Annotated in this window: 21 protein-coding genes; 5 read left to right on the top strand and 16 right to left on the bottom strand. The window is 53.7% G+C overall.

Annotated features, from left to right (window positions below; all coding sequences use genetic code 11):
* Nucleotides 1–225, top strand: a 225-nt coding sequence (locus E1162_RS19445) for a hypothetical protein (protein WP_257098645.1), incomplete at its 5' end; no start/stop codon positions are given.
* 1 nt (nt 226) lies between these two features.
* On the opposite strand, the gene rpmG is transcribed toward E1162_RS19445, so the two are convergent.
* The 3 genes from rpmG to E1162_RS03885 form a co-directional block, all read right to left on the bottom strand.
* Complete coding sequence (gene rpmG / locus E1162_RS03895; protein ID WP_155127089.1) at nt 227–394, bottom strand: 50S ribosomal protein L33; 168 nt, start codon at nt 392–394, stop codon at nt 227–229.
* Nucleotides 395–559: 165 nt separating this feature from the next.
* Complete coding sequence (locus tag E1162_RS03890; RefSeq protein ID WP_257098644.1) at nt 560–1,738, bottom strand: MFS transporter; 1,179 nt, start codon at nt 1,736–1,738, stop codon at nt 560–562.
* Between the two features lie 453 nt (nt 1,739–2,191).
* On the bottom strand, nt 2,192–2,914 hold the full coding sequence (locus tag E1162_RS03885) for an SDR family oxidoreductase (RefSeq protein WP_155127086.1): 723 nt from the start codon (nt 2,912–2,914) through the stop codon (nt 2,192–2,194).
* A 99-nt stretch (nt 2,915–3,013) separates the two neighbouring features.
* Here E1162_RS03885 and E1162_RS03880 point away from each other — a divergent pair, with 99 nt between their 5' ends.
* Nucleotides 3,014–3,925: a LysR family transcriptional regulator gene (locus tag E1162_RS03880; RefSeq protein WP_155127083.1), complete on the top strand. Its 912-nt coding sequence runs from the start codon at nt 3,014–3,016 to the stop codon at nt 3,923–3,925.
* Nucleotides 3,926–3,936: 11 nt separating this feature from the next.
* Here E1162_RS03880 and E1162_RS03875 read toward each other — a convergent pair whose 3' ends face one another.
* From E1162_RS03875 to E1162_RS03835, 9 genes are all read right to left on the bottom strand, one after another.
* Nucleotides 3,937–4,788 carry a hypothetical protein gene (locus E1162_RS03875; RefSeq protein WP_155127080.1) on the bottom strand — a complete coding sequence of 284 codons (852 nt, stop codon included), beginning with the start codon at nt 4,786–4,788 and terminating at the stop codon, nt 3,937–3,939.
* 117 nt (nt 4,789–4,905) lie between these two features.
* Nucleotides 4,906–5,655 carry an NUDIX hydrolase gene (locus E1162_RS03870; protein ID WP_155127077.1) on the bottom strand — a complete coding sequence of 250 codons (750 nt, stop codon included), beginning with the start codon at nt 5,653–5,655 and terminating at the stop codon, nt 4,906–4,908.
* 15 nt (nt 5,656–5,670) lie between these two features.
* Nucleotides 5,671–6,105 (bottom strand): DUF983 domain-containing protein, encoded by a 435-nt coding sequence (locus tag E1162_RS03865; RefSeq protein WP_155127074.1) that lies wholly within the window; start codon nt 6,103–6,105, stop codon nt 5,671–5,673.
* A 23-nt stretch (nt 6,106–6,128) separates the two neighbouring features.
* Entirely contained in the window at nt 6,129–8,414 is a 2,286-nt protein-coding gene (gene rnr, locus E1162_RS03860; RefSeq protein ID WP_155127237.1) for a ribonuclease R, read from the bottom strand.
* A 91-nt stretch (nt 8,415–8,505) separates the two neighbouring features.
* Nucleotides 8,506–11,310, bottom strand: coding sequence for a type I DNA topoisomerase (topA, locus tag E1162_RS03855; RefSeq protein ID WP_155127071.1), 2,805 nt, complete (start codon nt 11,308–11,310; stop codon nt 8,506–8,508).
* 582 nt (nt 11,311–11,892) lie between these two features.
* The gene (dprA, locus tag E1162_RS03850; protein WP_155127068.1) at nt 11,893–13,038 is read right to left on the bottom strand and encodes a DNA-processing protein DprA; all 1,146 of its coding nucleotides are present in this window, start codon (nt 13,036–13,038) and stop codon (nt 11,893–11,895) included.
* Complete coding sequence (gene plsY, locus E1162_RS03845) at nt 13,039–13,656, bottom strand: glycerol-3-phosphate 1-O-acyltransferase PlsY (RefSeq protein WP_371311803.1); 618 nt, start codon at nt 13,654–13,656, stop codon at nt 13,039–13,041.
* A gap of 20 nt (nt 13,657–13,676) precedes the next feature.
* Nucleotides 13,677–14,981: a dihydroorotase gene (locus E1162_RS03840; RefSeq protein ID WP_155127065.1), complete on the bottom strand. Its 1,305-nt coding sequence runs from the start codon at nt 14,979–14,981 to the stop codon at nt 13,677–13,679.
* An 11-nt stretch (nt 14,982–14,992) separates the two neighbouring features.
* Complete coding sequence (locus E1162_RS03835; protein ID WP_155127062.1) at nt 14,993–15,949, bottom strand: aspartate carbamoyltransferase catalytic subunit; 957 nt, start codon at nt 15,947–15,949, stop codon at nt 14,993–14,995.
* A gap of 144 nt (nt 15,950–16,093) precedes the next feature.
* On the opposite strand from E1162_RS03835, the gene E1162_RS03830 reads away from it, so the two are divergent.
* Nucleotides 16,094–17,743, top strand: coding sequence for an acyl-CoA dehydrogenase family protein (locus tag E1162_RS03830; RefSeq protein ID WP_155127059.1), 1,650 nt, complete (start codon nt 16,094–16,096; stop codon nt 17,741–17,743).
* On the opposite strand, the gene E1162_RS03825 is transcribed toward E1162_RS03830, so the two are convergent.
* From E1162_RS03825 to ruvX, 3 genes are all read right to left on the bottom strand, one after another.
* The gene (locus E1162_RS03825) at nt 17,740–18,195 is read right to left on the bottom strand and encodes a 4Fe-4S binding protein (protein WP_257098643.1); all 456 of its coding nucleotides are present in this window, start codon (nt 18,193–18,195) and stop codon (nt 17,740–17,742) included. The genes E1162_RS03830 and E1162_RS03825 overlap by 4 nt on opposite strands.
* Before the next feature lie 135 nt (nt 18,196–18,330).
* The gene (locus E1162_RS03820; protein ID WP_155127056.1) at nt 18,331–19,257 is read right to left on the bottom strand and encodes an AEC family transporter; all 927 of its coding nucleotides are present in this window, start codon (nt 19,255–19,257) and stop codon (nt 18,331–18,333) included.
* A gap of 79 nt (nt 19,258–19,336) precedes the next feature.
* Nucleotides 19,337–19,846, bottom strand: a complete 510-nt coding sequence (gene ruvX / locus E1162_RS03815) for a Holliday junction resolvase RuvX (RefSeq protein ID WP_155127053.1) — start codon at nt 19,844–19,846, stop codon at nt 19,337–19,339.
* A 179-nt stretch (nt 19,847–20,025) separates the two neighbouring features.
* Between ruvX and ung the strand changes: the two genes are divergently transcribed.
* Together ung and E1162_RS03805 are read left to right on the top strand one after the other, a co-directional pair.
* Nucleotides 20,026–20,709 (top strand): uracil-DNA glycosylase, encoded by a 684-nt coding sequence (ung, locus tag E1162_RS03810; RefSeq protein ID WP_155127050.1) that lies wholly within the window; start codon nt 20,026–20,028, stop codon nt 20,707–20,709.
* Between the two features lie 121 nt (nt 20,710–20,830).
* Complete coding sequence (locus E1162_RS03805; protein WP_155127047.1) at nt 20,831–21,547, top strand: metal-dependent hydrolase; 717 nt, start codon at nt 20,831–20,833, stop codon at nt 21,545–21,547.
* Between the two features lie 9 nt (nt 21,548–21,556).
* Here the strand turns inward: E1162_RS03805 and E1162_RS03800 are convergent, their stop codons facing one another.
* Nucleotides 21,557–22,219, bottom strand: coding sequence for a DAPG hydrolase family protein (locus tag E1162_RS03800; RefSeq protein WP_155127044.1), 663 nt, complete (start codon nt 22,217–22,219; stop codon nt 21,557–21,559).
* Between the last annotated feature and the right edge of the window lie 109 nt (nt 22,220–22,328).

Genomic DNA, 22,328 nt, shown 5'->3' with positions numbered 1-22,328 from the left:
GGCACGGGGCTGCAGTTGCATTTATTAGTGCACTGGTGGGTGCAGATCAAAGCCCGCAGGGAAGGCGGTGTTCAGTCGCCTCACTGGCCTCTGACTAATGCTGGGGAAGCTCTGGTTCCAAACGGGCAGGGGTTATCTTCGTTCTGCAATGACGATCTGTTGGAACGCGGGCAACAAAAAAGGCGCCCCGAGGGACGCCTTTTTGTTCTTTTCAAGAAAACCTAGATTACTTGATCTTGGTTTCTTTGAACTCTACGTGCTTCTTTACGACTGGGTCGTATTTACGCTTCACCATTTTTTCGGTCATGGTGCGGGAGTTCTTCTTGGTTACATAGAAGAAGCCGGTGTCTGCAGTAGACAGCAACTTGATCTTAATTGTTGTAGCCTTGGCCATGGCTTCGGATCCTGTCAGTTATCGGCCCTTTTCGGGCCGGTTGTTTTCATCAAGCTCGAAGGCTTCTCGTCTCAATGCCGTCGCACTGGTAAGTACCCGTTCGAGCGATACAGTGAAAAGTTAGCGGCACACTACTCATCGCGGGCGCAAAGTCAAGGTATCTTGTTAGCTCCGCTCACTCATAATGGTCCTTAGTAAGCAAATAATTGCGTAGGAGCCCATTATCAGTGCAAAAGTCAGTGGTAACCCGACGCCATCTGCCGCCTTCATCGCAAATCCGGTGGTTGCCGGACCGAAGAGAAGGCCGAAGGAATACATCATTACAAATGCCGCATTGGCGCTTGCAAGGTCTGCTCCTTTAAAGCGGTGACCCAGATGAGTCAGGCCGATGGTGTAAAGGCCGCCGTTCAAGCCGCCCCAGAAGAAGAGCAGGCAAGCTAGACCGAGATAGCTATCAGTCAGGTACATCATGCCGACAGCACCAACAGCGCCAACGGAAGAGCAGATGAACAGCAGATAGCGGCGGTCAAACCGGTCTGCAAGCAACCCGATCGGAATCTGCAGCAGGATGTTACCTGCGTACATGAAGGAGATCAGAAGTGTTGCCTGGGCAGCGGTGAAGCCTGCTTTGATTCCGAACAGTGGGAGTAGCGACAGAGCACTGGAGCCTACTGCGCCGAAGGCAAAGCCGGCGAGGGTCGCAACCGGAGCGATGAAAAGGAAAGAGATGAACGAGGAGGACTGTTCCTCTTCCATTTCAGGGCCGGAAGTGAGACCAAACAGAATTGGGATCGCGCCAAGGCCGATCAGTGCGCCCGCCATGATAAACGGGGTGAAGCCGACTGTACCGATTTCAGACATGATCATAGGACCGACCACGCAGCCAAGTGCGTAAATGGCCGAGTAAATGCCCATGACAAGGCCGCGCTTGTTTTCAGGCGCTAGGGCGTTGATCCAGAATTCTGAAAGAACGAACGCTACAATTACCGCGCCGTGGAAGATGATGCGCAAGACGAACCACATCCAAAATGGTGCGATGTAAAAGAGCGGTAGGGAAACTGCAGCCACGAGAATGCAAGCCAGCAACGCCTGAGGCGTGCCGAGTGCTTTTGCAATACGAGAGCAGAAAGGGGTAACAGCAATAGCTGCAACGCCCGCAAACGCAGTGTTGATGCCGATCCAGCCTTCTGAAACACCCTGACTATGCAGAGTGATTGCTAGAAGTGGTAGGCTCGCAGATAGGGAAACGCCCACAGCGGTAATTGCGCTGATGGCCGCAATAATCCCCAGAGTGCGCCGTCGACCCATAGGGGACGGTGCAGGCATTAAGACCTGTTCAGACATGGTGTCGTCCAATTTTTAAGAAGGGCCCTTAAGCTGCTCCGCGAAATTTCGGGCAGGCTTGTGGCTAAGCGAGCTCACCGGTTTACTCACTGCTAAACCTGTGTGGCTTGAATCCCTATTTCTTCTTTATTGGACTACTTGTCAATGTAATTTTTTAAGTGTTTCTCAAATAAAATGGCACATCAGGCGTTTTACGACTTTATAGATTGTGGCTAATATTTGGTTTTATTGTTTTTGTAATATGGGGTGTCGGTATTTGTTTGTTTTGATTGTGTAATAATGTGTTTTTATACGTGATTGATGTGGTAAAATTGCAGAACATTATGTGTTTTCGAGAGTTGTTCTAAATAGGCTCCAGCCAGTGTGTTTGCTGGCCAGCTTGTTGTTATATGAGCACTACATGACTGAGAGCCGGTGAATGTTACTGATCCACCGGCCCAATTCTACTTCAAATCAGGCTGGCTGACCTGTTGCAGCAAGAACAACTTCGCGAATATTCACGTTCTGCGGCTGCTGGTAAACAAAAAGAACAGCGTTTGCTACGTCCTGCGGATTAAGTACTCCGCCCATTTCTTTTTTCCAGACTTTGTAGTTCGCTTTAATCTCGTCAGAGGTGGTGTGAGAAAGAAGATCGGTCTCTACAGCGCCTGGTGCGATAGTCATTACGCGTACGTTGTCGCCGGATACTTCTTCGCGCAGGTTTTCGCTGATCGCGTGAACGGCGAATTTGGTGCCGCAGTATGCTGCGTGGGCAGGGAAGGTTTTACGGCCAGCAATCGAGCTAATGTTGATGATAGTGCCGCCCTTACGCTGCTTCATAGCTGGCAGAACCGCATGAATACCGTTGAGAACACCTTTTACGTTGAGATCAACCATCTGGTCCCATTCGGCAGGGTTCTGGTCAGCCATGGAGCCCAGCAGCATGCAGCCCGCGTTGTTGATCATCGCATCAACTGGACCGTAAACAGCTTCTGCCTCGCGAACAGCAGCAACCACTGCGTCACGGTCGGTCACGTCTACGCTTTTGCAGATGGTGTTTGGCAGGTCAAGAGCTTCCATTTTCTCAAGACGGCGCGCCATCAGCAAAAGAGGGTGGCCAGCAGCGCTTAAAGAGCGGGCAATGGCTTCACCGATGCCAGAGCTGGCACCTGTAATGGCTACGAGAGGCTTGGACATAACTGTCTCCTTTTACGGTCGTGTTTCTTTTGGTGCGCTATCCTATGGAAAATGATAATTCGATAAATTAGTGGAATTCGAAAAGATTGTTAGGCTGAAATGAACAATATCTACTGGAACGGTCTGCGCTCGTTTCTTGCAGTGGCTGAAAGCGGCAGTTTTACTCAAGCGGCGGAGCAACTGGGCATGTCAAAAGCCAGTCTCAGCCAACAGGTTACGCAGCTTGAGCAGCGCCTTGGTGCACAGCTTCTTTTTAGAACAACGCGAAAGCTGCGCCTTACCAGTGTGGGGGAAGAGTACTTTCGCCTGTGCCGAGGTGCAATGAAAACGCTGGAGGATGCGTCGCTTCTTGCGCGAGAGGCAACTGAAACCTTAAGCGGGACCATCCACATCAACAGTGTTGGCGGGGTAATTGGAGAGGATGTTGTAGCGCCTCTTACCATCGGTTTTCAGCAAGCCTATCCGCAAGTGGAGGTGCGTCTCGATTTCTCAAGCATCCGCGAGGATATCGTCGATAGCCACTATGACCTCGTTCTGCGTATGGGGCGGTTGGAAGATAGCTCCCTGATCGCGCGGCGGGTTTACTCGCTTACGACACGCTATGTGGCATCAACGGAGTTTCTTAGGGGCATTGCGCCGATCCTGCATCCGCAAGACCTTGCGGGTATGCCTTTGATCTACGGTAGTGTTGCGGAGTGGGTTTTCAGGCGTGAGCAGGAGCAGGTGAAAGTCAAAGCATCCCACGGGTTTCAGATCACCAATGGCCGTGTGATGACACAGGCCGCGCTTGCGGGCTTTGGTGTTGCCCGTCTAGGCAACATCTATACTGATGCGTTGATTGCAAGCGGAAAGCTTGTTGAGGTTCTGCCTGACTGGCAGGAGGAAACGCAGATCTGGTTGGTAAGTCCGCCTTCGCGCCACCAACTCAAGCGGGTGCGGGTACTTGGTGATTGGCTCGGCAAACGGTTCGCCGAGCGCTATGTATCAGTTAGGGATCGAGCGACACCTTGAGGCTTCTCAGGTCACGGTGCGAAGGAGCACTGCTGTGGCCCCTTCAACTTCGCAAAAGCAGGGTTTGGGCCACATGCAGAAATCTGCGAGCTAAACCGCATAGAGAAGAGCCTATTGATATTAAGTCCGAAAACCTCTGAATTTTGCCCCATATAGCTCTCGTAGACTTGGTTCATAAAATCCAAAAACTGTTTATTGGCGCCGGTGGCTCCTGCAAGAACTTTGTCTAAAACGATCTGGCAGCCTGCCTTGGTCGGGACGTTTTGAAGATCACTGTTCCAAGTATCGGCGATTTTTTTATCCAAATCATTGTAGTCCTGCTCAAGCTCTTTGGGCAGGGTCACATCATTGGTGAACTCCATATCGGTAAGGTTTGTACTGCCATTTCCCGAAAAGCCTACAGCGCCGATAAGGCCGGATACAAAAGTTTTGCCGCCGAGGGCGGTGAAGACCGTCTCTACGAGATTTCCGCTGTGCTTTGATCCGGCATTGCAGGTTCCCAGAAAAACGCTCTCTGGTTTGGTTTCGCCGTTGAAGGCGTTGGCAATGTACTCGGCGAATACCGCGTTGGGAGTCTCGAAGACTTTCTCGCAAGAGCCGTGGGCTATCAGACGCACATTGGTTGAGGCGCTGAAATCTTCCTCACTCTTGATAGCGGTTACTTTTCCCTCGTTTGAGAGGTCCATCACAAAAAGGCTTTTAAACCCGAGCTTTGCATTGGCCCAAGTAGCAGCGTACGCGGACAAAGGAATATTGTCCTGACAGAAGTTGTTTGTGATGAGGCTGGCGTTCTGAGCACCTGCGATTTGGCAGGAGAGGAGCAGACTTGTGGTAATGCCTGCTAAGCGTTTGAGGCTCTTCATTGGTGTCTCCATGGTTATCTTCAAACCAAGAGACGTGAGAGGCCTTTGAACTGTGAGGGTGGTACCAAGGGCGCTTGCGCCCAAGGTCAATGGATGGCTACGCCTGTGCGAACAGTTTTACAGTTCGTTGCGGATGAAGCCTTTGCCGCGCCAGTAGTAGAACGGTACAGCGGTTTCAGGTTCCAGATCAGGGTCACCGCTAAGACGATCCTGCAATTCCTCAAGGATCGCATGGGTGATCGGCGGCAGTTCAAGACCTTTGCACGATTCCAGAGAGAGCCACTGAAGTTCTTCCAGCTCACCCGATGGGCCTGTGCCTTCTGGCAAGCGGTCCGCGATCTCGTCAGCCCATACTGCAAAGAAGCGGGTGTCATAGCGGCGCGGGCGACCGGGAGGGGTAATTGCGCGGGCGATAAAGCGAAGCCCTTCCAGAGAAGGCGCGATTTGGCGCTCTTCAAAAGCGGCAAGATCGGCACCGAAGCGCAAGGTTGCTGCTTGTTCGGCCTTGGAGCCGATGAACAGGCCTGCTTCCTCGTAGGTTTCGCGAATGGCTGCAACTGCAAAGGCTTTGATGCGAGCGGCTGACTTGGCGCCTCTCAAATCCTTATTTAGCTTTTCTTCGACCAGTGGATGATAGGGCTTGAGAACGTCCACATAGGAATCGGCACGGTCTACACGGCCACCTGGAAACACAAACTTGCCTGGCATAAAGCGGTGGCGCATGTGGCGACGGCCCATAAGCACGTGCGGCTCGCCATCTGCCTTCCTGTCCAGAATAATCAGCGTAGACGCATCTTTCGGGCGAAGGGGCTTGTTAGCCTGATCGCGGTCGGCATTGGCAAGCTTTGCCAGTCTTTCAGTGAGCATCAATCAAACCTGGTTCTAAGAAGTAACTTTGTCTGAACCAGCGGGGTAATCTTCGCGGGAATTCGGGTCGAAGCCATGCATCTTCAAAGCCCATTGCAGGCCGACGAGCGCACCCTTGATAGGGCGGAGCATGGCGAGGGACATCACGATTGTGAGCGGCACCCAAAGTGCGATGTGAAGCCATAGCGGCGGGAAGTACGCCATTTCAACCACGAGCATGAGCCAGACCACAATGTGGCCCACAATGAAGATTGTGAAGTAGGGCGGCGCATCGTCCGCCCTGTGGTGGTGAAGTTCCTCACCGCATGCATCGCACTGCGCACGCACGGTGAGGTACCCGTCAAACACCTTGCCGGTGCCGCAGGCAGGGCACTTGCACAAAGACCCTTTTAACAGTGCAGGAGCTACTTCCCTATCACTTGGTGTCTTTGTGGTGTTCTGCCCTGTCATCACAACCTCTTCGCCGTTAGGCTCTATCGTTTCTTCCGGCTCTTGGATTTCCTGAGCCCTAGTGGTTTGTCACCCCGATGAGAGCGCTTGGAACGGTGCGGCGTTGCCACTTTACCCAGCGCTTCGGAGCGGTGCTTGCCCTTGCTTTCCATTTCAAAGCGCAAAGACCCTGCATACGGAGCAGCTTCAGCAAGCTTAACTTCTACGGCATCACCCAGCTGATAAGTTTCACCAGTTGCGCGACCAATTAATGCGTGAGCCGATTCCTCGTATGCGTAGTAATCCTTACCAAGCGTGGAGGCGGGAATAAACCCATCGGCCCCTGTGTCATCCAGTCGCACGAAAAGGCCAGACTTGGTGACACCGGCAATGCGGCCACGGAACTGAGCGCCGATTTGATCGCAAAGCCATAGGGCGATCAATCGGTCAATAGTCTCACGCTCTGCTGTCATTGCGCGGCGTTCTGCGGCAGAAATCTCGCCTGCCACCTGTTCCAGCTGCTCTTCATAGCCAAACGGCAGGCCGTCTTTACCAAGACCAAGCGCGGTGATCAGCGCACGGTGCACAATAAGGTCGGCATAGCGGCGGATAGGGGAGGTGAAGTGCGCGTAGCGGCGCAGGTTCAAACCAAAGTGGCCGATATTATCCGGATGGTACTCAGCCTGTGCCTGTGAGCGAAGTACGACCTCGTTCACCATTGGCTCGTTGGCCGTGTCTTTTACGCGGTCCAGAATGTTGTTGAACACTGACGCGCGCAGGCCGCCTTGGTGAGGCACCTTGATAGCCAGCGTTGAGAGGAAGTCTCTCAAGTTCTGCAGCTTTTCCGGAGTAGACGCATCGTGGATGCGGTAAAGCAGCGGTACGCGGCGGTCTTCCAGTGTTTCAGCAGCACAGACGTTTGCCTGAATCATAAACTCTTCAATGAGCTTATGGGCATCAAGGCGCTCTGGTACGAAGATCTGGTCAACAGTGCCGTCTGCTTTCAGCTTGATTTTGCGTTCTGGAATATTCAGCTCAAGCGGAGCACGCTTGTCGCGGCCCTTTTTGAGTACGGCATAGGCTTCCCAAAGCGGGCGAAGCACACCATCCAGAAGGGTTTCGGTCTTTTCGTCCGTTTGTCCTTCAATGGCACGCTGGGCCTGCTGGTAGGAAAGCTTTGCCGCAGAGCGCATAAGCACGCGGTGGAAGCTGTGCTTTCTCTTGCGGCCATCACTGCCAAACACCATGCGCACGCCCATAGCCGGACGTTCTTCCTTCTCGCGAAGGGAGCACAGGTCGTTGGAAATGCGTTCCGGCAGCATCGGGATAACGCGGTCAGGGAAGTAGACCGAGTTTCCGCGGAGCACTGCTTCGCGGTCCATGGCGCTGCCCGGTGTCACGTAAGCTGCAACATCGGCAATCGCTACATAAACAACCACGCCGCCGAGGTTTTCCGGGTCATCATCGATCTGCGCATAGACCGCATCGTCGTGGTCTTTTGCGTCAGCCGGATCAATCGTGATCAGCGGAATGGAGCGCCAGTCCTCGCGCTTGCCCAGTTTGGTTTCGCCAGCACTTTCAGCTTCGGCGATAACGCGGTCAGGGAAAACGGTCGGGATGTTGTGGGTGTAAAGGGCGATTTCGGAGATTGCCTTTTCAGAGTTCATCGAGCCGATGCGCTCGGTGATCTTGGCAATCTTTGTTTTATAGCGGCCTGTTGCACCAATCTGGGCACGAACGAGATCGCCGTCTTTGGCTTCGTTCAGATCCATCGGATTGACGTCAACCGGATCTTGCTTGCGATCAACCGGCTCAAGCCAAGCGGCCTTTGTTTCCGGATGGATGCGTAGGATCGCGATTACGTTGCCCGAGTTCTTGTCCAGACGGCGGATGATGCGGGCAGCAAAGTTTGCTTCCGGTCCAGCGTCCTGATCGGCAAGGCGCAGCAACACACGGTCGCCAAGACCTGCGGTAATCTTCTCGGTGCCTTTGCGGCGATTAGGCAGGATAACGACCTTCGGCGCCGGTCCGTCCTCGTCGTTCCACTCGTGTGGAACAGCAAGAAACTCGCCGTCGGTGTTGCGGGCGTTGATATTGGCAACGAATACGGTTGGCAGATCACCGGGGCGGATCAGCGCTTTACGGCTGCCTTGCACAAGGCCATCAGCTGCAAGCTCTTTCAGGATGCGCTTGAGGGCGATGCGATTTGCGCCGGTAATCTTAAAATGTTTGGAAATTTCTCGTTTGCCTGCAGAACCTGGGTTCTGTGCAATAAAGGCAAGGATATCGTCTCGGCTCGGCAGATCCGCCGATGCCTTCTTCTTTGGCATTGCGAGCTTTTTTGCGCTCAACTTCTTCTCTCGGTACAGCCCGAATGGCTGTGTTGGGCGCTGGAAACCCTATCCCAGCGCCGGATTATGATCAATTCTCTGCCGCTTTCTTGGCATTGACCAGTGTGACAGCATCATCAAACGTGAAGCTTTCCGCAGTGGTGCCTTTAGGTAGGGAAATAAAGGTCTTTCCCCATTTCAGGCGAATGCCTAGCCGGCCACTATCGCGCAGTTCCATTGCGCCGCCTTCCGGATGCTCGCCGAATTCTTTCAGGGCTCCGGCAGCTCCCGCACTAGCAGAGGTTTTCTTGCTTGCAGCGGTTTTGGTTGCAGCTTTTTTCTTGCCGCCTTTACCGCCTGCTTTTGCGTTTACAAGTTCAATAGCCTGTTCCAGCGTTACGCTTTCAGGCTCGGTGCCTTTTGGCAGGGTCGCGTTGACCTTTTCCCACTTCACGTAGGGGCCGTAACGACCAGCGTATACGCCAATGGCGCCGCCACTTGGGTGATCGCCCAGTTCTTTGAGCGGTTTTGCAGCCGCACGGCGACCGCCACCTTTGGCGCGCTTTTCAGCCAATAGCGCAACTGCACGGTTAATGCCAACAGAAAACACTTCATCAGCGCTTTCAAGGTTAGCGTAGGTTCCATCATGCAGCACGAACGGGCCAAAACGGCCAAGACCTGCTGTAATTGGTTTCTGGTCTTCTGGGTGCAGACCAACTTCCCTTGGAAGGGAGAGGAGCTGTAACGCTTTTTCCAGATCCATCGCGCTTGCAGACCAACCGCGAGGCAGGGAAGAGCGCTTAGGCTTTGCTTCTTCACCCAGCTGCACATATGGGCCAAAGCGGCCAGTGCGCAAGGATACCTCAAGACCGGTTGCCGGATCGGTACCCAAAATGGTTGGACCGTCAGAAGCCTGTCCACCTTCAGCTTCCTGATCAAGGTTCAGCTGACGAGTGTAGCCGCAGTGCGGCGGGTCAACATCAGGAACCTTGCCGTCTTTTTTGTCTTTGTTGTAGTTGGAACAACCAACAAAGGCACCAAAGCGGCTGACCTTCAGCGATAGGCGTCCGGTTTCACAAAGTGGGCACTTGCGCGGGTCAGAGCCATCTTCCTTATCAGGGAAGACGTGTTCGCGAAGAATGTCGTTCAGCGCGTCAAGAACTTCCGTGTTGGAGCGTTTGACCACTTCCTGACAGATTGCGTTGAATGGCTCCCAGAACAGTCTCAGAACCTCTTTCCACTCTAGTTCGCCAGCGGAGATTTTATCCAGCTGGTCTTCAAGGGATGCAGTGAAGTCATACTCCACATAGCGATCGAAGAAGCCTTCAAGGAATGCGGTAACAAGGCGGCCCTTGTCCTGTGGGATAAGGCGCTTCTTGTCGAGATCCACATAACCGCGGTCACGCAAGGTTTGCAGGGTCGCAGCATAGGTGGACGGGCGGCCAATGCCCAGCTCTTCCATCTTTTTCACCAGTGTCGCTTCTGTAAAGCGTGGTGGTGGTTCAGTGAAGTGCTGGTTTGCCTGAATGTTGTGCTTGATTAGCGCGTCGCCCTTGTTCATGGCAGGCAGACGGCGGGACTCTTCTTCTTCCTCGTCGTCTCGGCCTTCCTGATAAAGGGCAAGGAAGCCATCGAACCGAACAACGGAGCCAGAAGCACGCAGGTCCGCATGCTCAGAGCCGTTGCGGGCTTCAATATCTACAGTGGTACGCTCAAGAACAGCCGACTCCATCTGCGAAGCGATGGTACGCTGCCAGATCAGTTCATAAAGGCGGGCTTCATCCGGATCAAGGAAACGGGCCATGTCACGCGGGTGACGGCTCGGGTCTGTCGGGCGGATCGCTTCGTGCGCTTCTTGAGCATTCTTGGCTTTGGAAGAGTACATGCGCGGCTTTTCCGGCACGTACTGGTCGCCAAAACGCTGGCCAATTACTTTGCGGGCGCCGCTGATAGCTTCTGGAGCAATCTGCACGCCGTCGGTACGCATATAGGTGATGAGACCGGTGGTTTCACCGCCAAGGTTGATACCTTCATACAGCTTCTGGGCAATCTGCATGGTGCGCGATGCGGAGAAACCGCACTTGCGGGATGCTTCCTGCTGAAGGGTAGAGGTCGTGAACGGAGCATACGGGTTGCGGCGCTGAGGCTTGGATTCAACGCTGGTGACTGCAAAGCTTGCGCCTTCCAGCATTGTTTTCAGCTTGGTTGCCTGCTCTTCGTTGCTAATGCCCAGCTTGCTGATTTTCTTACCACCAAACGCGGCAAGGCGTGCTTGGAAGGCTGCCTTTTCCGGTGTGTCGAGGTTAGCAAGGATGGACCAGTATTCTTGTGTCTTGAAGCTTTCGATCTCGGATTCACGTTCGCACACGAGGCGCAGGGCAACGGATTGCACACGGCCAGCAGAGCGAGCGCCCGGCAGCTTGCGCCACAGAACTGGAGAGAGGGTAAAGCCCACGAGGTAGTCCAGAGCGCGGCGCGCCAGATAGGCGTCAACCAGCGGCTCGTCCAGCGGACGCGGGTTCTTCATTGCTTCAAGAATGGAGGACTTGGTGATGGCGTTGAACACCACACGTTCTACCTGCTTGTCCTTAAGGACGCGACGTTTTTTCAAAACGTCCAGAACGTGCCAAGAAATAGCTTCCCCTTCGCGATCAGGGTCAGTTGCGAGAATGAGCTTGTCCGCCCCCTTCACAGCCTCGGCAATCTCGGAGAGACGCTTTTGAGACTTGGGGTCGGTGGTCCATGTCATCTGGAAGTCTTCGTCCGGTAACACCGAACCATCCTTGGGCGGAAGATCACGGACATGGCCGTAGGAGGCCAGAACCTTATAGTCTTTCCCAAGATACTTATTGATGGTTTTGGCTTTCGCCGGTGATTCCACAATGACAATATTCATCTATTTCCAAACTCTCGCGAACGGATAGCCCTTAATTTTTTGAGTTCACACTACGCTGACCTGTGAGTCGATGGGAGACAATCAGGGATCAAAGCGCGGCTGTCAAATGGCCTTTTCGCGGGGCTAGGTCAAGATGGCAAGCGGAAATCCATCAAATTTGACAGGTGCCCCGTTGGTAAAGAAAGGCCGTACTCACATGTAAGCTACAATTCTTAATAGGTAATAATTGAAAAATCGCCTATTAGTTGCGAAGGGCGTTCCACAAATATCATTTTAAAAATCAGGTGCTCATAGAACACCTATTAAAAAAGACAGGCAGGCTCAATGACCCAAGAGGTACTCCCTAATATAAAAGCAGGGGACAAGCAGGTAGAATTTGCTGAATACTGCGCAAATATGTGCCGAGAGCTCTCGTTGATGGCGCACAAACAGGACCTATCGTTTCTTTCATACTTGCTTTCAATGGCTAGTGAAGAAGCTGAAGGTGTTTGCAGAGCTTCAAATAGCAAGAAGAACGCGTAGATTTGAATAAATAGCTGCTAAAGCCTTATCGTTTCTTTGTAATCTCATATTTCTGGGGATTTAGAGCACAAGTGATACTCTGTTGCGCGTATGGCGCTCCAGTTTGCCCGCCAGTTCGAGTTCCAGTAGGACAATGCGCACCGCAGAAACCGGCATGGCTGCGTGTCTTGCAAGCTCGTCAATATCTGTTGGTGTCGCGCTTAGAGCCTGCGTGATTGCCCGTCGCTGATCGGGCCGAGCTTCGGTAGAAGCGGGCTTCCAATGATTTTCTGGTATATCAATAGATTGGTCCCCATCCTCTGAAAACGGGAGGAAGGGTTGGTTGAGCGTGTCTAATGCACTGAGCACATCCTGACTATCATTCACCAAATATGCCCCTTGCTGGATGAGACGGTTTGCACCTTCAGAGCGAGGGTCCAGCGGAGAGCCGGGGACTGCGAATACTTCGCGCCCTTGTTCTAGCGCAAAGCGGGCGGTGTGTAGTGAACCGGATTTTTTCGCCGCTTCTATGATGATGGTGCCTAAGCTGATGCCGGAGATGAGGCGGTTGCGCCGGGGAAAGTCCCGCGCTCTTGGTTTCCAACCTAAAGGCATTTCGCTCAAGACGGCGCCGTTGGCTTCCAGCATTGAATGGCAAAGGGGGATGTTCTCATCCGGGTAGATGTGGTCAACACCCCCAGCGAATACGCCAACCGTTCCATTCTTCAAGCTGGCTGCGTGGGCAGCGCTGTCTATGCCGCGTGCAAGGCCGGAAACGATCACGTACCCTGCCTGCGATAGCTCTGCTGCCAGAACATACGCCATCTTTTTGCCTGACAGGGACGCGTTGCGCGCACCTACAATCGCCAACGATTTGCTGATGTTTGTGACAGGCTTGCCGCGTACTGAAAGAAGAGGGGGAGGCGCATCAATATGATGAAGGCGGGCGGGGTAGTCTGGCTCTCCCATGGCGACGAGCCTGCCGCCGAGTGCCGAAAGCGCTTCCATTTCTCGAAGTGCTTTATCTTCGGTGCAGGGGCGGTAGGTTTTCTTTCCGCCCCTTGCGCTTATGTCCGGCAGCGCATCAAGTGCAGCTTGGGCCGAACCGAAGTGATTGAGTAGCTCGCGAAATGTGGAAGGGCCCACATTTTCGGAGCGGATAAGCCTTAGCCACGATAACCGCTGGGCGTTAGAGAGGTGCCGGTTTGGTTTCGTGGCTGTGAGCATTTATCCCTTTTTGCCGATCTTGCTTTCCTCGCCGCTGAGCAAACGGCGGATATTCTCGTGATGCTTGATCCAGAGCATAAGCGAGAGCAGGGCCATCATTTGCGCAAGCTGCCACTTGTCAAAGCCGATCAAAATGAGCGGGGTCACGAGGGAAGCGGTGAGCGCGGACAGAGAAGAAAAGCGTGTAACCAGCGCAACCACAATCCAGATGGCCATGAAGATCAAGCCCATCGGCCAGTAGAACCCGTAAAGAATACCTATATAAGTGGCGACGCCCTTACCACCTTTGAATTTTAGCCATACGGGAAACAGGTGGCCGAGAAACGCACCAAGACCGGCAAGCAGGGCTGCGTCCGGTCCCATCAGGAACTTGATGATAAGAACTGCCGCAGTGCCCTTTAGCGCATCGCAAAGCAGGGTGAGTGCGGCCAAGCTTTTTTTGCCTGTCCGCAACACGTTGGTGGTGCCGATGTTGCCGGAGCCGATCTGGCGAATGTCGCCAAGACCGGCAAAGCGTGTAATCAACAAGCCAAACGGGATAGACCCGAGCAGATAGCCGAAACCAAGTGCAATGAAATAGTAAGGCAGGTCAAAAGACCAGCTGATCGGATCCGGCACGTTTCATCTCCAAGTTGCCACTAAGCATCAATCTCGTAGAGGATGCGGCCTGAGACGATTGTTGTCAAAACACGACCCGTCAGGGTTTCATCCTCGAACGGCGTATTTTTGGAGCGGGAGCGGATTTTGTCCTTCTCCACGATCCATGGTCGTTCTGGATCAAACACAATGATGTCAGCAGGTGCCCCTCTTGCCAAGCGACCAGCTTCCAGCCCCAAACGTTTGGCCGGATTGCAGGTCATGCTTGCAAGAAGCTTCATAATGGAAATATCACCGCTATGCACCAGTCTCATGCCAGCGCCCAGCATTGTTTCCAGACCTAATGCACCATCTTCTGCTTCCGCAAAGGGATGACGCTTGGTTTCAACGTCCTGCGGATTGTGATCTGACATGATGATGTCGATGGTGCCATCTGCCAAAGCTTCCACCATTGCGCGGCGGTCGTCTTCTGTGCGTAGCGGCGGCGACATCTTGTGGAACGTACGGTACGGGCCGATATCGTTCTCGTTCATGGTCAGGTGGTTGATGGAGATACCGGCGGTAACGTTCAGGCCTTCTTCTTTTGCCGTGCGGATTGCTTTTGCGCTCTGCGGGCAAGAGATGATGCGCGCGTGATATTTGCCGTTTGCCATAGCAACCAGACGCATATCCCGCTCGATAGCCATAAACTCGGCTTCCTTCGGAATGCCACCAAGGCCAAGCCATGTTGCGCGAAGGCCGGAGTTCATAACGCCGGAGCCTGCCAGATCCTTGTCCTTTGCCTGATGGACGACGAGCGCATCGAAGTCACGGGCGTATGTGAGAAGGCGCAGCAGAACCTGCGAGTTGGTGACCGGATGGGTTGCGTTGGTAAATGCCACCGCACCAGCTTCCTGAAGCAGGCCGATCTCGCTCATTTCCTCGCCCTTGAGACCTTTCGTCAGCGCTGCCATTGGCAGAACATTGACGATAGCGGTGTCGCGGGCGCGGCGCAAAATGAAGTCTACAAGGGCAGGGTCGTCGATGACCGGATCACAGTCTGGGCCGGTAACGATGGTGGTGACACCGCCCGCTGCTGCTGCTTGGGATGCACTTTCCAGCGTTTCGCGGTGCTCGGCACCCGGTTCACCAACATTGACGCCAATGTCGATGAGGCCCGGTGCAACCACTGCGCCGTTGCAGTTAACGACTTTAGCGCCTTCCGGTGCGCCCTGATTGAGGGCTTCACGGCCTGCAGCGATGATTTTGCCGCCAGCCATGATCAGGCTGCCAGCTTCATCCATATTTGTTGCCGGGTCGATGATACGGGCGTTTTCAAGGACCAGCGGTTTTCCTGTTTCTAGCATACGCTTGTCCCTCAATTGTCTGGCAGGTTGTTGGCCAGCGCTTCAAGCACTGCCATGCGGATTGCCACACCCATCTCTACCTGTTCGCGGATGAGAGACTGCGGGCCATCTGCGATTTCTGCCGCTATTTCTACACCGCGGTTCATAGGCCCCGGGTGCATAACCAGAGCGCCTTCGTTGGCGTAGCTAAGCTTTTCAGCGTCCAGACCGTGGTACTTAAAATACTCGCGCACAGATGGCACAAAAGCGCCGCTCATGCGTTCTCTTTGAAGGCGGAGCATCATCACAATGTCACAGCCTTTCAGGCCTTCGCGCATATTGGTGAAGACTTCAACGCCCATGTTATGGATACCGGAGGGCAGAAGGGTTGATGGAGCAATAACGCGAACGCGTGCACCCAGTTTGCTCAAGAGAATGATGTTGGAGCGGGCAACGCGTGAGTGACGGATATCGCCGCAGATGGCAACGGTGAGGCCACCGATATTGCCTTTGTGACGGCGAATTGTGAGGGCGTCCAGCAGGGCCTGTGTCGGGTGCTCGTGGGCACCGTCGCCTGCGTTGACTACCGAGCAACCAACCTTGCGGGCCAGCAGGTGCACAGCACCAGCGGCATGGTGGCGAACCACCAGAAGGTCAGGACGCATTGCGTTCAAGGTTGCAGCAGTGTCGATGAGGGTTTCGCCCTTTTTAACGGAAGAAGCGGAAACCTGCATATTCATCACATCCGCGCCCAAGCGTTTTCCTGCGAGTTCGAAGGAAGATTGGGTGCGAGTGGATGCCTCGAAGAAGAGGTTGATTTGTGTCCGGCCTCGTAGAACAGCCTTTTGCTTTTCGACCTGTCGAGAGACTTCGACGGCTTCATCTGCAAGGTCTAGGAGGTGGAGAATATCCTGCGGTTGCAGCGCCTCGATACCGAGGAGGTGCCGGTGAGGAAAAATTGGAGCTCGATGCGAAGTTTGTGCGGTCATCGAAGACACTTTAGTAGGCGGTTTGATGCCGTTCGTAAAGAGGGGAGCGGAGTTGCACGTTCGTCTAGTTTCCTTTGCTAGGTTGCGGGAAACGGTCTAACTTGTGACAATCTCTAGGTTACCCGCCCAGAATGGAAGAGCAACATGTCCAACCAGAGCGCAAAAGAAGCTGTATATAATCAGTCTCCTCCATACTGTGGGTACAATCTTGCCGAGAGTGATCAACTTTTACTCTCATTGGGTGATACTTACGGCGGCGCGGATTCGCAGCGCGGCGCGCTGTTAAAGTTCGGTGCCCAATGCGGCGGCGCAGATGCGCTCGTGCTTGGTAGGCTCGCCAACACCAACCGGCCAGAGCTGCGAACCCACGATCCTTACGGGCGTAGGCTCGATCTCGTAGAGTACCATCCTTCCTATCATGCTCTTATGCGCCGCTCGTTTGAGGCTGGTCTTCACTGCGCCTTTGTTGAAGCGAAAGGTCGTCCGGGAAAGCCGGTGTTTGTTGAACGAGCACAGCTTTACTATGTGATGACGCAGGTTGAAGCCGGTCACCTTTGCCCCGTTACCATGACTAATGCCGCAGGCTTTGCGCTAAGCAAGCAGCCTGATATTGCGGGGCCTTGGCTGGAAAAGATCGGCAGACGTAAGTACGACCAGCGGTTCCGCGCAGCTTCCGGCAAAGACGGCGTATCCATCGGTATGGGTATGACCGAGCGTCAAGGCGGAACAGATTTACGGCAGATTGTCACCAGTGCAGCGCTTGCAAGTGACGGCCACTATCGTTTGACCGGTCACAAGTGGTTTATGTCCGCCCCAATGAGCGATGCCTTTCTGGTGCTTGCCACGTTGCAAGAAGGGCCAAGCTGCTTCCTCGTGCCTCGCGTTCTCGACGACGGAGCAGTGAACCGGCTGAACTTCCAGCGCCTTAAGGACAAGTTGGGGAACTGGTCTAACGCTTCAAGCGAAGTGGAGTTTGACGAGGCGCTTGGATATCTCATTGGGCACCCGGGGAAGGGCATTGGGACCATCCTCAACATGGTCACGCCTACACGCGTTGACTGTGTTTTGGGTTCTTCGGGGCTGATGCGCGGAGCTGTTGCCCGTGCAGTCCATCATGTACGCCATCGTTCTGTATTCGGTCATCACCTGATCGACCAGCCGATTATGCAGCGTGTGCTTGCCGATATGGCGCTTGATGTTGCTGCGGCCACAGCGCTGGCGCTTAGGCTTGCCCATGCACAAGACGGCCTTACACGGGGGGACGAAGCGTCGGCTGAATACCTTCGCGTTGTCACACCTGCGGCCAAGTACTGGGTCTGCAAAGTCGCAGCGACTGTCATTAACGAGGCGATGGAAAGCCTTGGCGGGAATGGCTACGTTGAGGACTTTGATCTTGCGCGGTTCTACCGTGAAGCACCGGTCAATAGCATCTGGGAGGGCTCTGGTAGTGTCATGGCGCTGGATATGCTGCGCGTGCTTAGCAAGGAAACTCAAAGCTTTATAAATGTGCTAGGCGAGTTTCAGCAGGGGCTGGGCTCTGCAGGTCGGGTTTCCGTTGAGGTGCTTCAAGCAGCGGCGCGAAGCTGTGTTGATGACCCAGGCGGCGCGCGCATTCTTACCGAGCAGCTTGCTATTACCGCAGCAGGTGACGCGTTAAAGAAGGTTGCCCCACCTGCAATTGCTGATGCGTTTATCGAGACACGATTGGCGGGGCAGTGGCGCTCAAGCTACGGTATGCTGGATGGCCGCTACAACGCCAAAGAGATACTAGATTGGCTTTACCGCGTCGCCTAGCGCACCGCCGTTTTGGTGAGCTCAATGGCGTTTTGCGGGCAGGCCGCAGCGCAGATGCCACAGCCCATGCAATTCTCTTGCTTGTGCGTTAAGAACGAAATGTCTGTCGGAATGCCGACCAGCCGGATAGCGCCGCGCGGGCATGCATTAACGCAAATGGTGCAATCTCCGCCTGCCTTGGTCAGACAATTGCTTTTGAAACGGGGACGCAGTTTTAGGCGCTGGTAGAGCTGATGTTCTGACAATGCGCCTGTAGAGCATGCCATGGCACAAAAGCCACAAAACGTACAGCCTGCCTCACCGACATCGAGAAATGGTAACAGTGAGAACTCGCAGATTTTTATGATGCCTTGCGGGCAAGCATCTTCGCACTGTGCACAATTATCACAAAGAATGCGCAGGATCGGTTCGGGAACGCAGTGGTGAGGACGTAATTGGTTAGTCGTTGGCATGGCACTTTCCATTGACTGTTCTAGTTTGAGGCCGCGTTATGCCTCGCGCTTGAATTAGAATAGCCAAAAAGTACCGGCGAGCTAGAGGCTAGCCTGTTGAAACGTTTTGTCAATTTGTCCTACGTAGAGATACGTTTAGCCGATAACAAGAAGCCACAGCGTTAGCGTAAACGCGGCAAGAACGGCCTGTAGTGCCAGCAGCTCCGCCATCAGCTTGGAATCTCCGCCCATCTGTTTTGCCAGCACGAATGCAGAAGCTGCTGTTGGTACGGCAAATACAAGCACAACAAGGCCCTTGGCGAGATCATCAAGGCCGTAGAGGTGGGCGAACAGAAGTGCAACCGCCGGGGCGATAGCAAGGCGCATAACCGAGCCGAAGATCAAACGAGGGCCGGGTTTGCGCAGCGCATCAAGATCCATAGAGGCACCAATGCAAAGCAAAGCCAGCGGAACAGCAGCGCGGCCCAAAAAGTTCACGTAGGTGGAAATGGTTTGCGGCACTTCCACACCGCCAAGGTTAAGCACTAGGCCAGCACTGATCGCGATGATGAACGGGTTCTTGCAGATGCCAAGAAGGATTGCCTTCACAGAGATCGCTTTACCAGAGGCGTAGACGGTCATCATGGTAATGGTGATGACGTTGATCACTGGAATGAGCAGGGCCATTGTAATGGCTGTGATGGCTAAGCCCGATTTACCCCAAACGGTTCCGGCAATACCCATGACGATGAACGCATTCCAGCGCACGCTACCTTGAAAAATGGAGCTGAAAGCAGGGCCGGTTACCGACAAAGACTTCTTTAAAAGAGGCTGAAGCAGGATCAGCAGCACGCACAATGTACCTAACGTGCTGTAAAGCGTTGCAGCGTAGGTGCCAACGTCCAGCGCGTTAAAGTCTGCTGTCGAAACGTTGTTGAAGAGGGTTGCAGGAAAGAGCAGGTAGTAACCCAGCTTATCCATGGCATTCCAGCCCTCAGCGGAAATGACCTTTTTGCGATTTAGCGTCCAGCCTGTTGCAATCAACAAGATGATAGGCAGCATTGCGGTGACAGCAATCGGCATAGGCGGCGCTTTCGAAAAAGGTCGTCAGGGAGCTGAAGACTTGGAAAATGTCAGGTGTCTTGCCGAGGACCGGACAAGATCAATAATCGTCCTCGTAATAATCGTAGGAACTTGGCATGGAAAGAGTGAGCTTGTCTAGAAAGCCCTGCAAAATGTAGCTCGCGGCCATCTTGTCCACCAGTTCTGCGCGGCGAGCTCGGGAACGGTCGGCCTCAAGCAGTGTTCTGGTAACGGCTGCCGTTGAAAGGCGCTCGTCCCAGTAGGTGATCGGCATTGGATTGAGGTTGTGCAGGTTTCGCACGAAGGCGCGAGTCGCTTGTACACGTGGGCCCTCAGAACCGTCCATATTTAGCGGCAAGCCGATAACCAAACCACCAACGTTGTACTCGTTGCAAAGGGCAAAGAGGCGCTCCACGTCCAGCGTGAATTTTTTGCGCTTGATGGTTTCCAGCGGACTAGCAATGGAAAGGCCAATATCTGACAGCGCAAGACCAATTGTCTTGGTGCCAAGGTCTATACCAATAATGCGCTGTCCCTCTGCGAGTTCAGCCCAAAAACTATCAAAATCGAGTGCCGGATCATTTGCCATGCCCGCGCTCTATCATGGGTCTACCGAAATGCCAAGCTTGCTTGAACCAAAGGATATCGTCGTCACCAAAGGTGCGGCACAATAAAAGGGGAAAGAGGCGGGGCTACGCCATTGATCTCTGGAGTTTGCAGGCAAAACAAAGCAGAGCTTTAGGCAAACAAACAGCTTTGCGAGGACAAATGACAACCCAGAGGCTAAACGGCAGATGGCATGAGGTTTTGCAGGGTGAATTCACTCAGCCTTACTTTGCCAAAATCGAAGCGGCGTTGGCAGCAGCTCATGCTGAAGGCAAGACTGTTTACCCGACTGACGCCAACCGCTACGCCGCTTTTGAGGCGACGCCGCTGGAAAGCGTAAAGGTCGTTATTCTCGGTCAAGACCCGTATCACGGTCCGGGGCAGGCTCACGGCCTTAGCTTCTCCGTTCTAAAGGGTGTCACACCGCCGCCATCGCTAAAGAATATTTACAAGGAGCTGGCAACGGATGTCGGCTTTGAAATCCCTAGTCACGGGTTCCTTCAAAGCTGGGCAGAGCAAGGCGTTTTGCTGCTCAACACTTCCTTGTCTGTAGAAGCTGCGCAGGCAGGCTCCCATGCCAAGATCGGCTGGGGCCGCTTTACTGATGCAGCCATTCGCGCAGTCAGTGAGAACACCAGCGGTGTTGCATTCGTTCTGTGGGGCGGGCACGCGCAGAAAAAAGAAGCGCTTATTGATGGTTCGCGCCATTTGATCCTTAAGGGAGCGCATCCATCTCCGCTTTCTGCTTACCGTGGCTTCTTCGGTTCAAAGCCATTTTCACAGATCAATGACTATCTTGCAGGGCAGGGTAAAGAGCCGATCAACTGGCAATTGCCACTAGACTAATTGGTACTCGCCTTTTTGCCGGGTAGATCAATGAGGCTGTTTGGTTGATCTTTCGGCTCACTTAGAGGAAACTCGCCGTGCCCGGGGAGCATTCGGGCAGGGCGGAGAAGGACAAACACCTATGAAAATTACGTTTTGGGGACACGCTGCGGCCACTGTCGAAATAAACGGAGCCAAGATTCTCATTGACCCGTTTCTTTCCCAGAACCCGGCGTTTCCGTCTGAGCGCACGATTGAAGAGGTAAGCGAAGGCGTTACCCATGTGGTTATCACGCACGGACATGATGACCATATCGGTGATGCAATCGAAATTCTGCAGCAGACTGGAGCATTGTTGACCTCGAATTTCGAGATCTGCATGTGGGCTCAGTCGCAAGGGATCACCAATATCAACCCGATGAATGCGGGCGGATGCGTTGACCTTGGGCCGTTCAAGGTCGCCCTTACAAATGCGATTCACAGTTCCTCCAGCCAGCTTGGCGATGGTACCGCGCTTTACTTGGGTAACCCGAATGGCGTTGTCATCATGGCCGAAGGGGAGCCAACGCTTTATCACATGGGTGATACCGATATCTTTGGCGACATGGCGCTCATCAACGAACTCTACGAGCCGAAGGTTGGCTTAGTTCCGATTGGTGATCGTTTCACAATGGGGGCCAAGTCAGCGGCAATTGCATGTAAGCGGTACTTTAACTTCCAAGCTGTGATCCCATGCCACTACGCCTCTTTTGAGGTTCTCGACCAGTCTGCCGACAGCTTTATCGAGCAGATGGGCGACAAGGCCCATACGGTTGCGCCTATTGCGTCTGGCGAACAGATTGAAGTCCGCAGCGCTTAAAGCGCGTCGCTAGAGACGCAGTTCTATTGGCTCTTTCTTGCTCCGGTTTTCATAGAGCTGGGGCAGGAAGTTCTCGAAGAAGCCGATTTCTTCAATATTGTGTTTCAGCCAAGCGACGGCTTTGTCGCCTTCAAACTTTTTCGGCGCCATTGCTCTGTTTAACATGGACTTTAAAGGACCGGTCATAGCGCCAATGGTCAGGTGAGAACGACATAAGGTGCCACCTGCAGAGAGCTTGTACGAGTGGGTCAGCTCAAGAAAATTTAGCCCCATAACCGTCGTTTTTAGGCCGATCCCGTTTTCATCCAGTCTGCTTATATGGGCCTTCTGATCAATCGCGAAGGTACTCCCAGCTTGAAACTTGTCATGTACCGTTAAGATGTCACCTGCGGAAAGCGTATGCTTATCAGATAGCTTTTCAAGTTCCACGGCGACGTGATCTCTCGGGTGCCAGAGGACATAGGCCGGTATAATCTGTCCGTTCAGATTTATCATCAGAGATGGAAAATTCTGAAACCACCAATACAGCATGGCTGGTGTGACACCTTTTATGAGCTCATGTTCAATGACGACTTCCAACACGCCGGTGGAGAGGGTTCTTGATGTAACATTCGCGCTTTCCAGCGGTTTGCAGGTCCAACCCAATTCACTCGGTTCGGGCATTTTCATCATACGCACCCCTGTCAACTCACTGTTGTCCAAAGGAAAGCACAGGATCGATTTGTAATCATTGATATAAAATGGGGAGCGCAGAACGCTCCCCAAGTTTTGGAAGAATGGA

This window comes from Pseudovibrio flavus (genome assembly GCF_009711345.1).
Lineage (GTDB): Bacteria > Pseudomonadota > Alphaproteobacteria > Rhizobiales > Stappiaceae > Pseudovibrio > Pseudovibrio flavus.
This window is presented reverse-complemented; position numbering and strand designations above follow the sequence as displayed.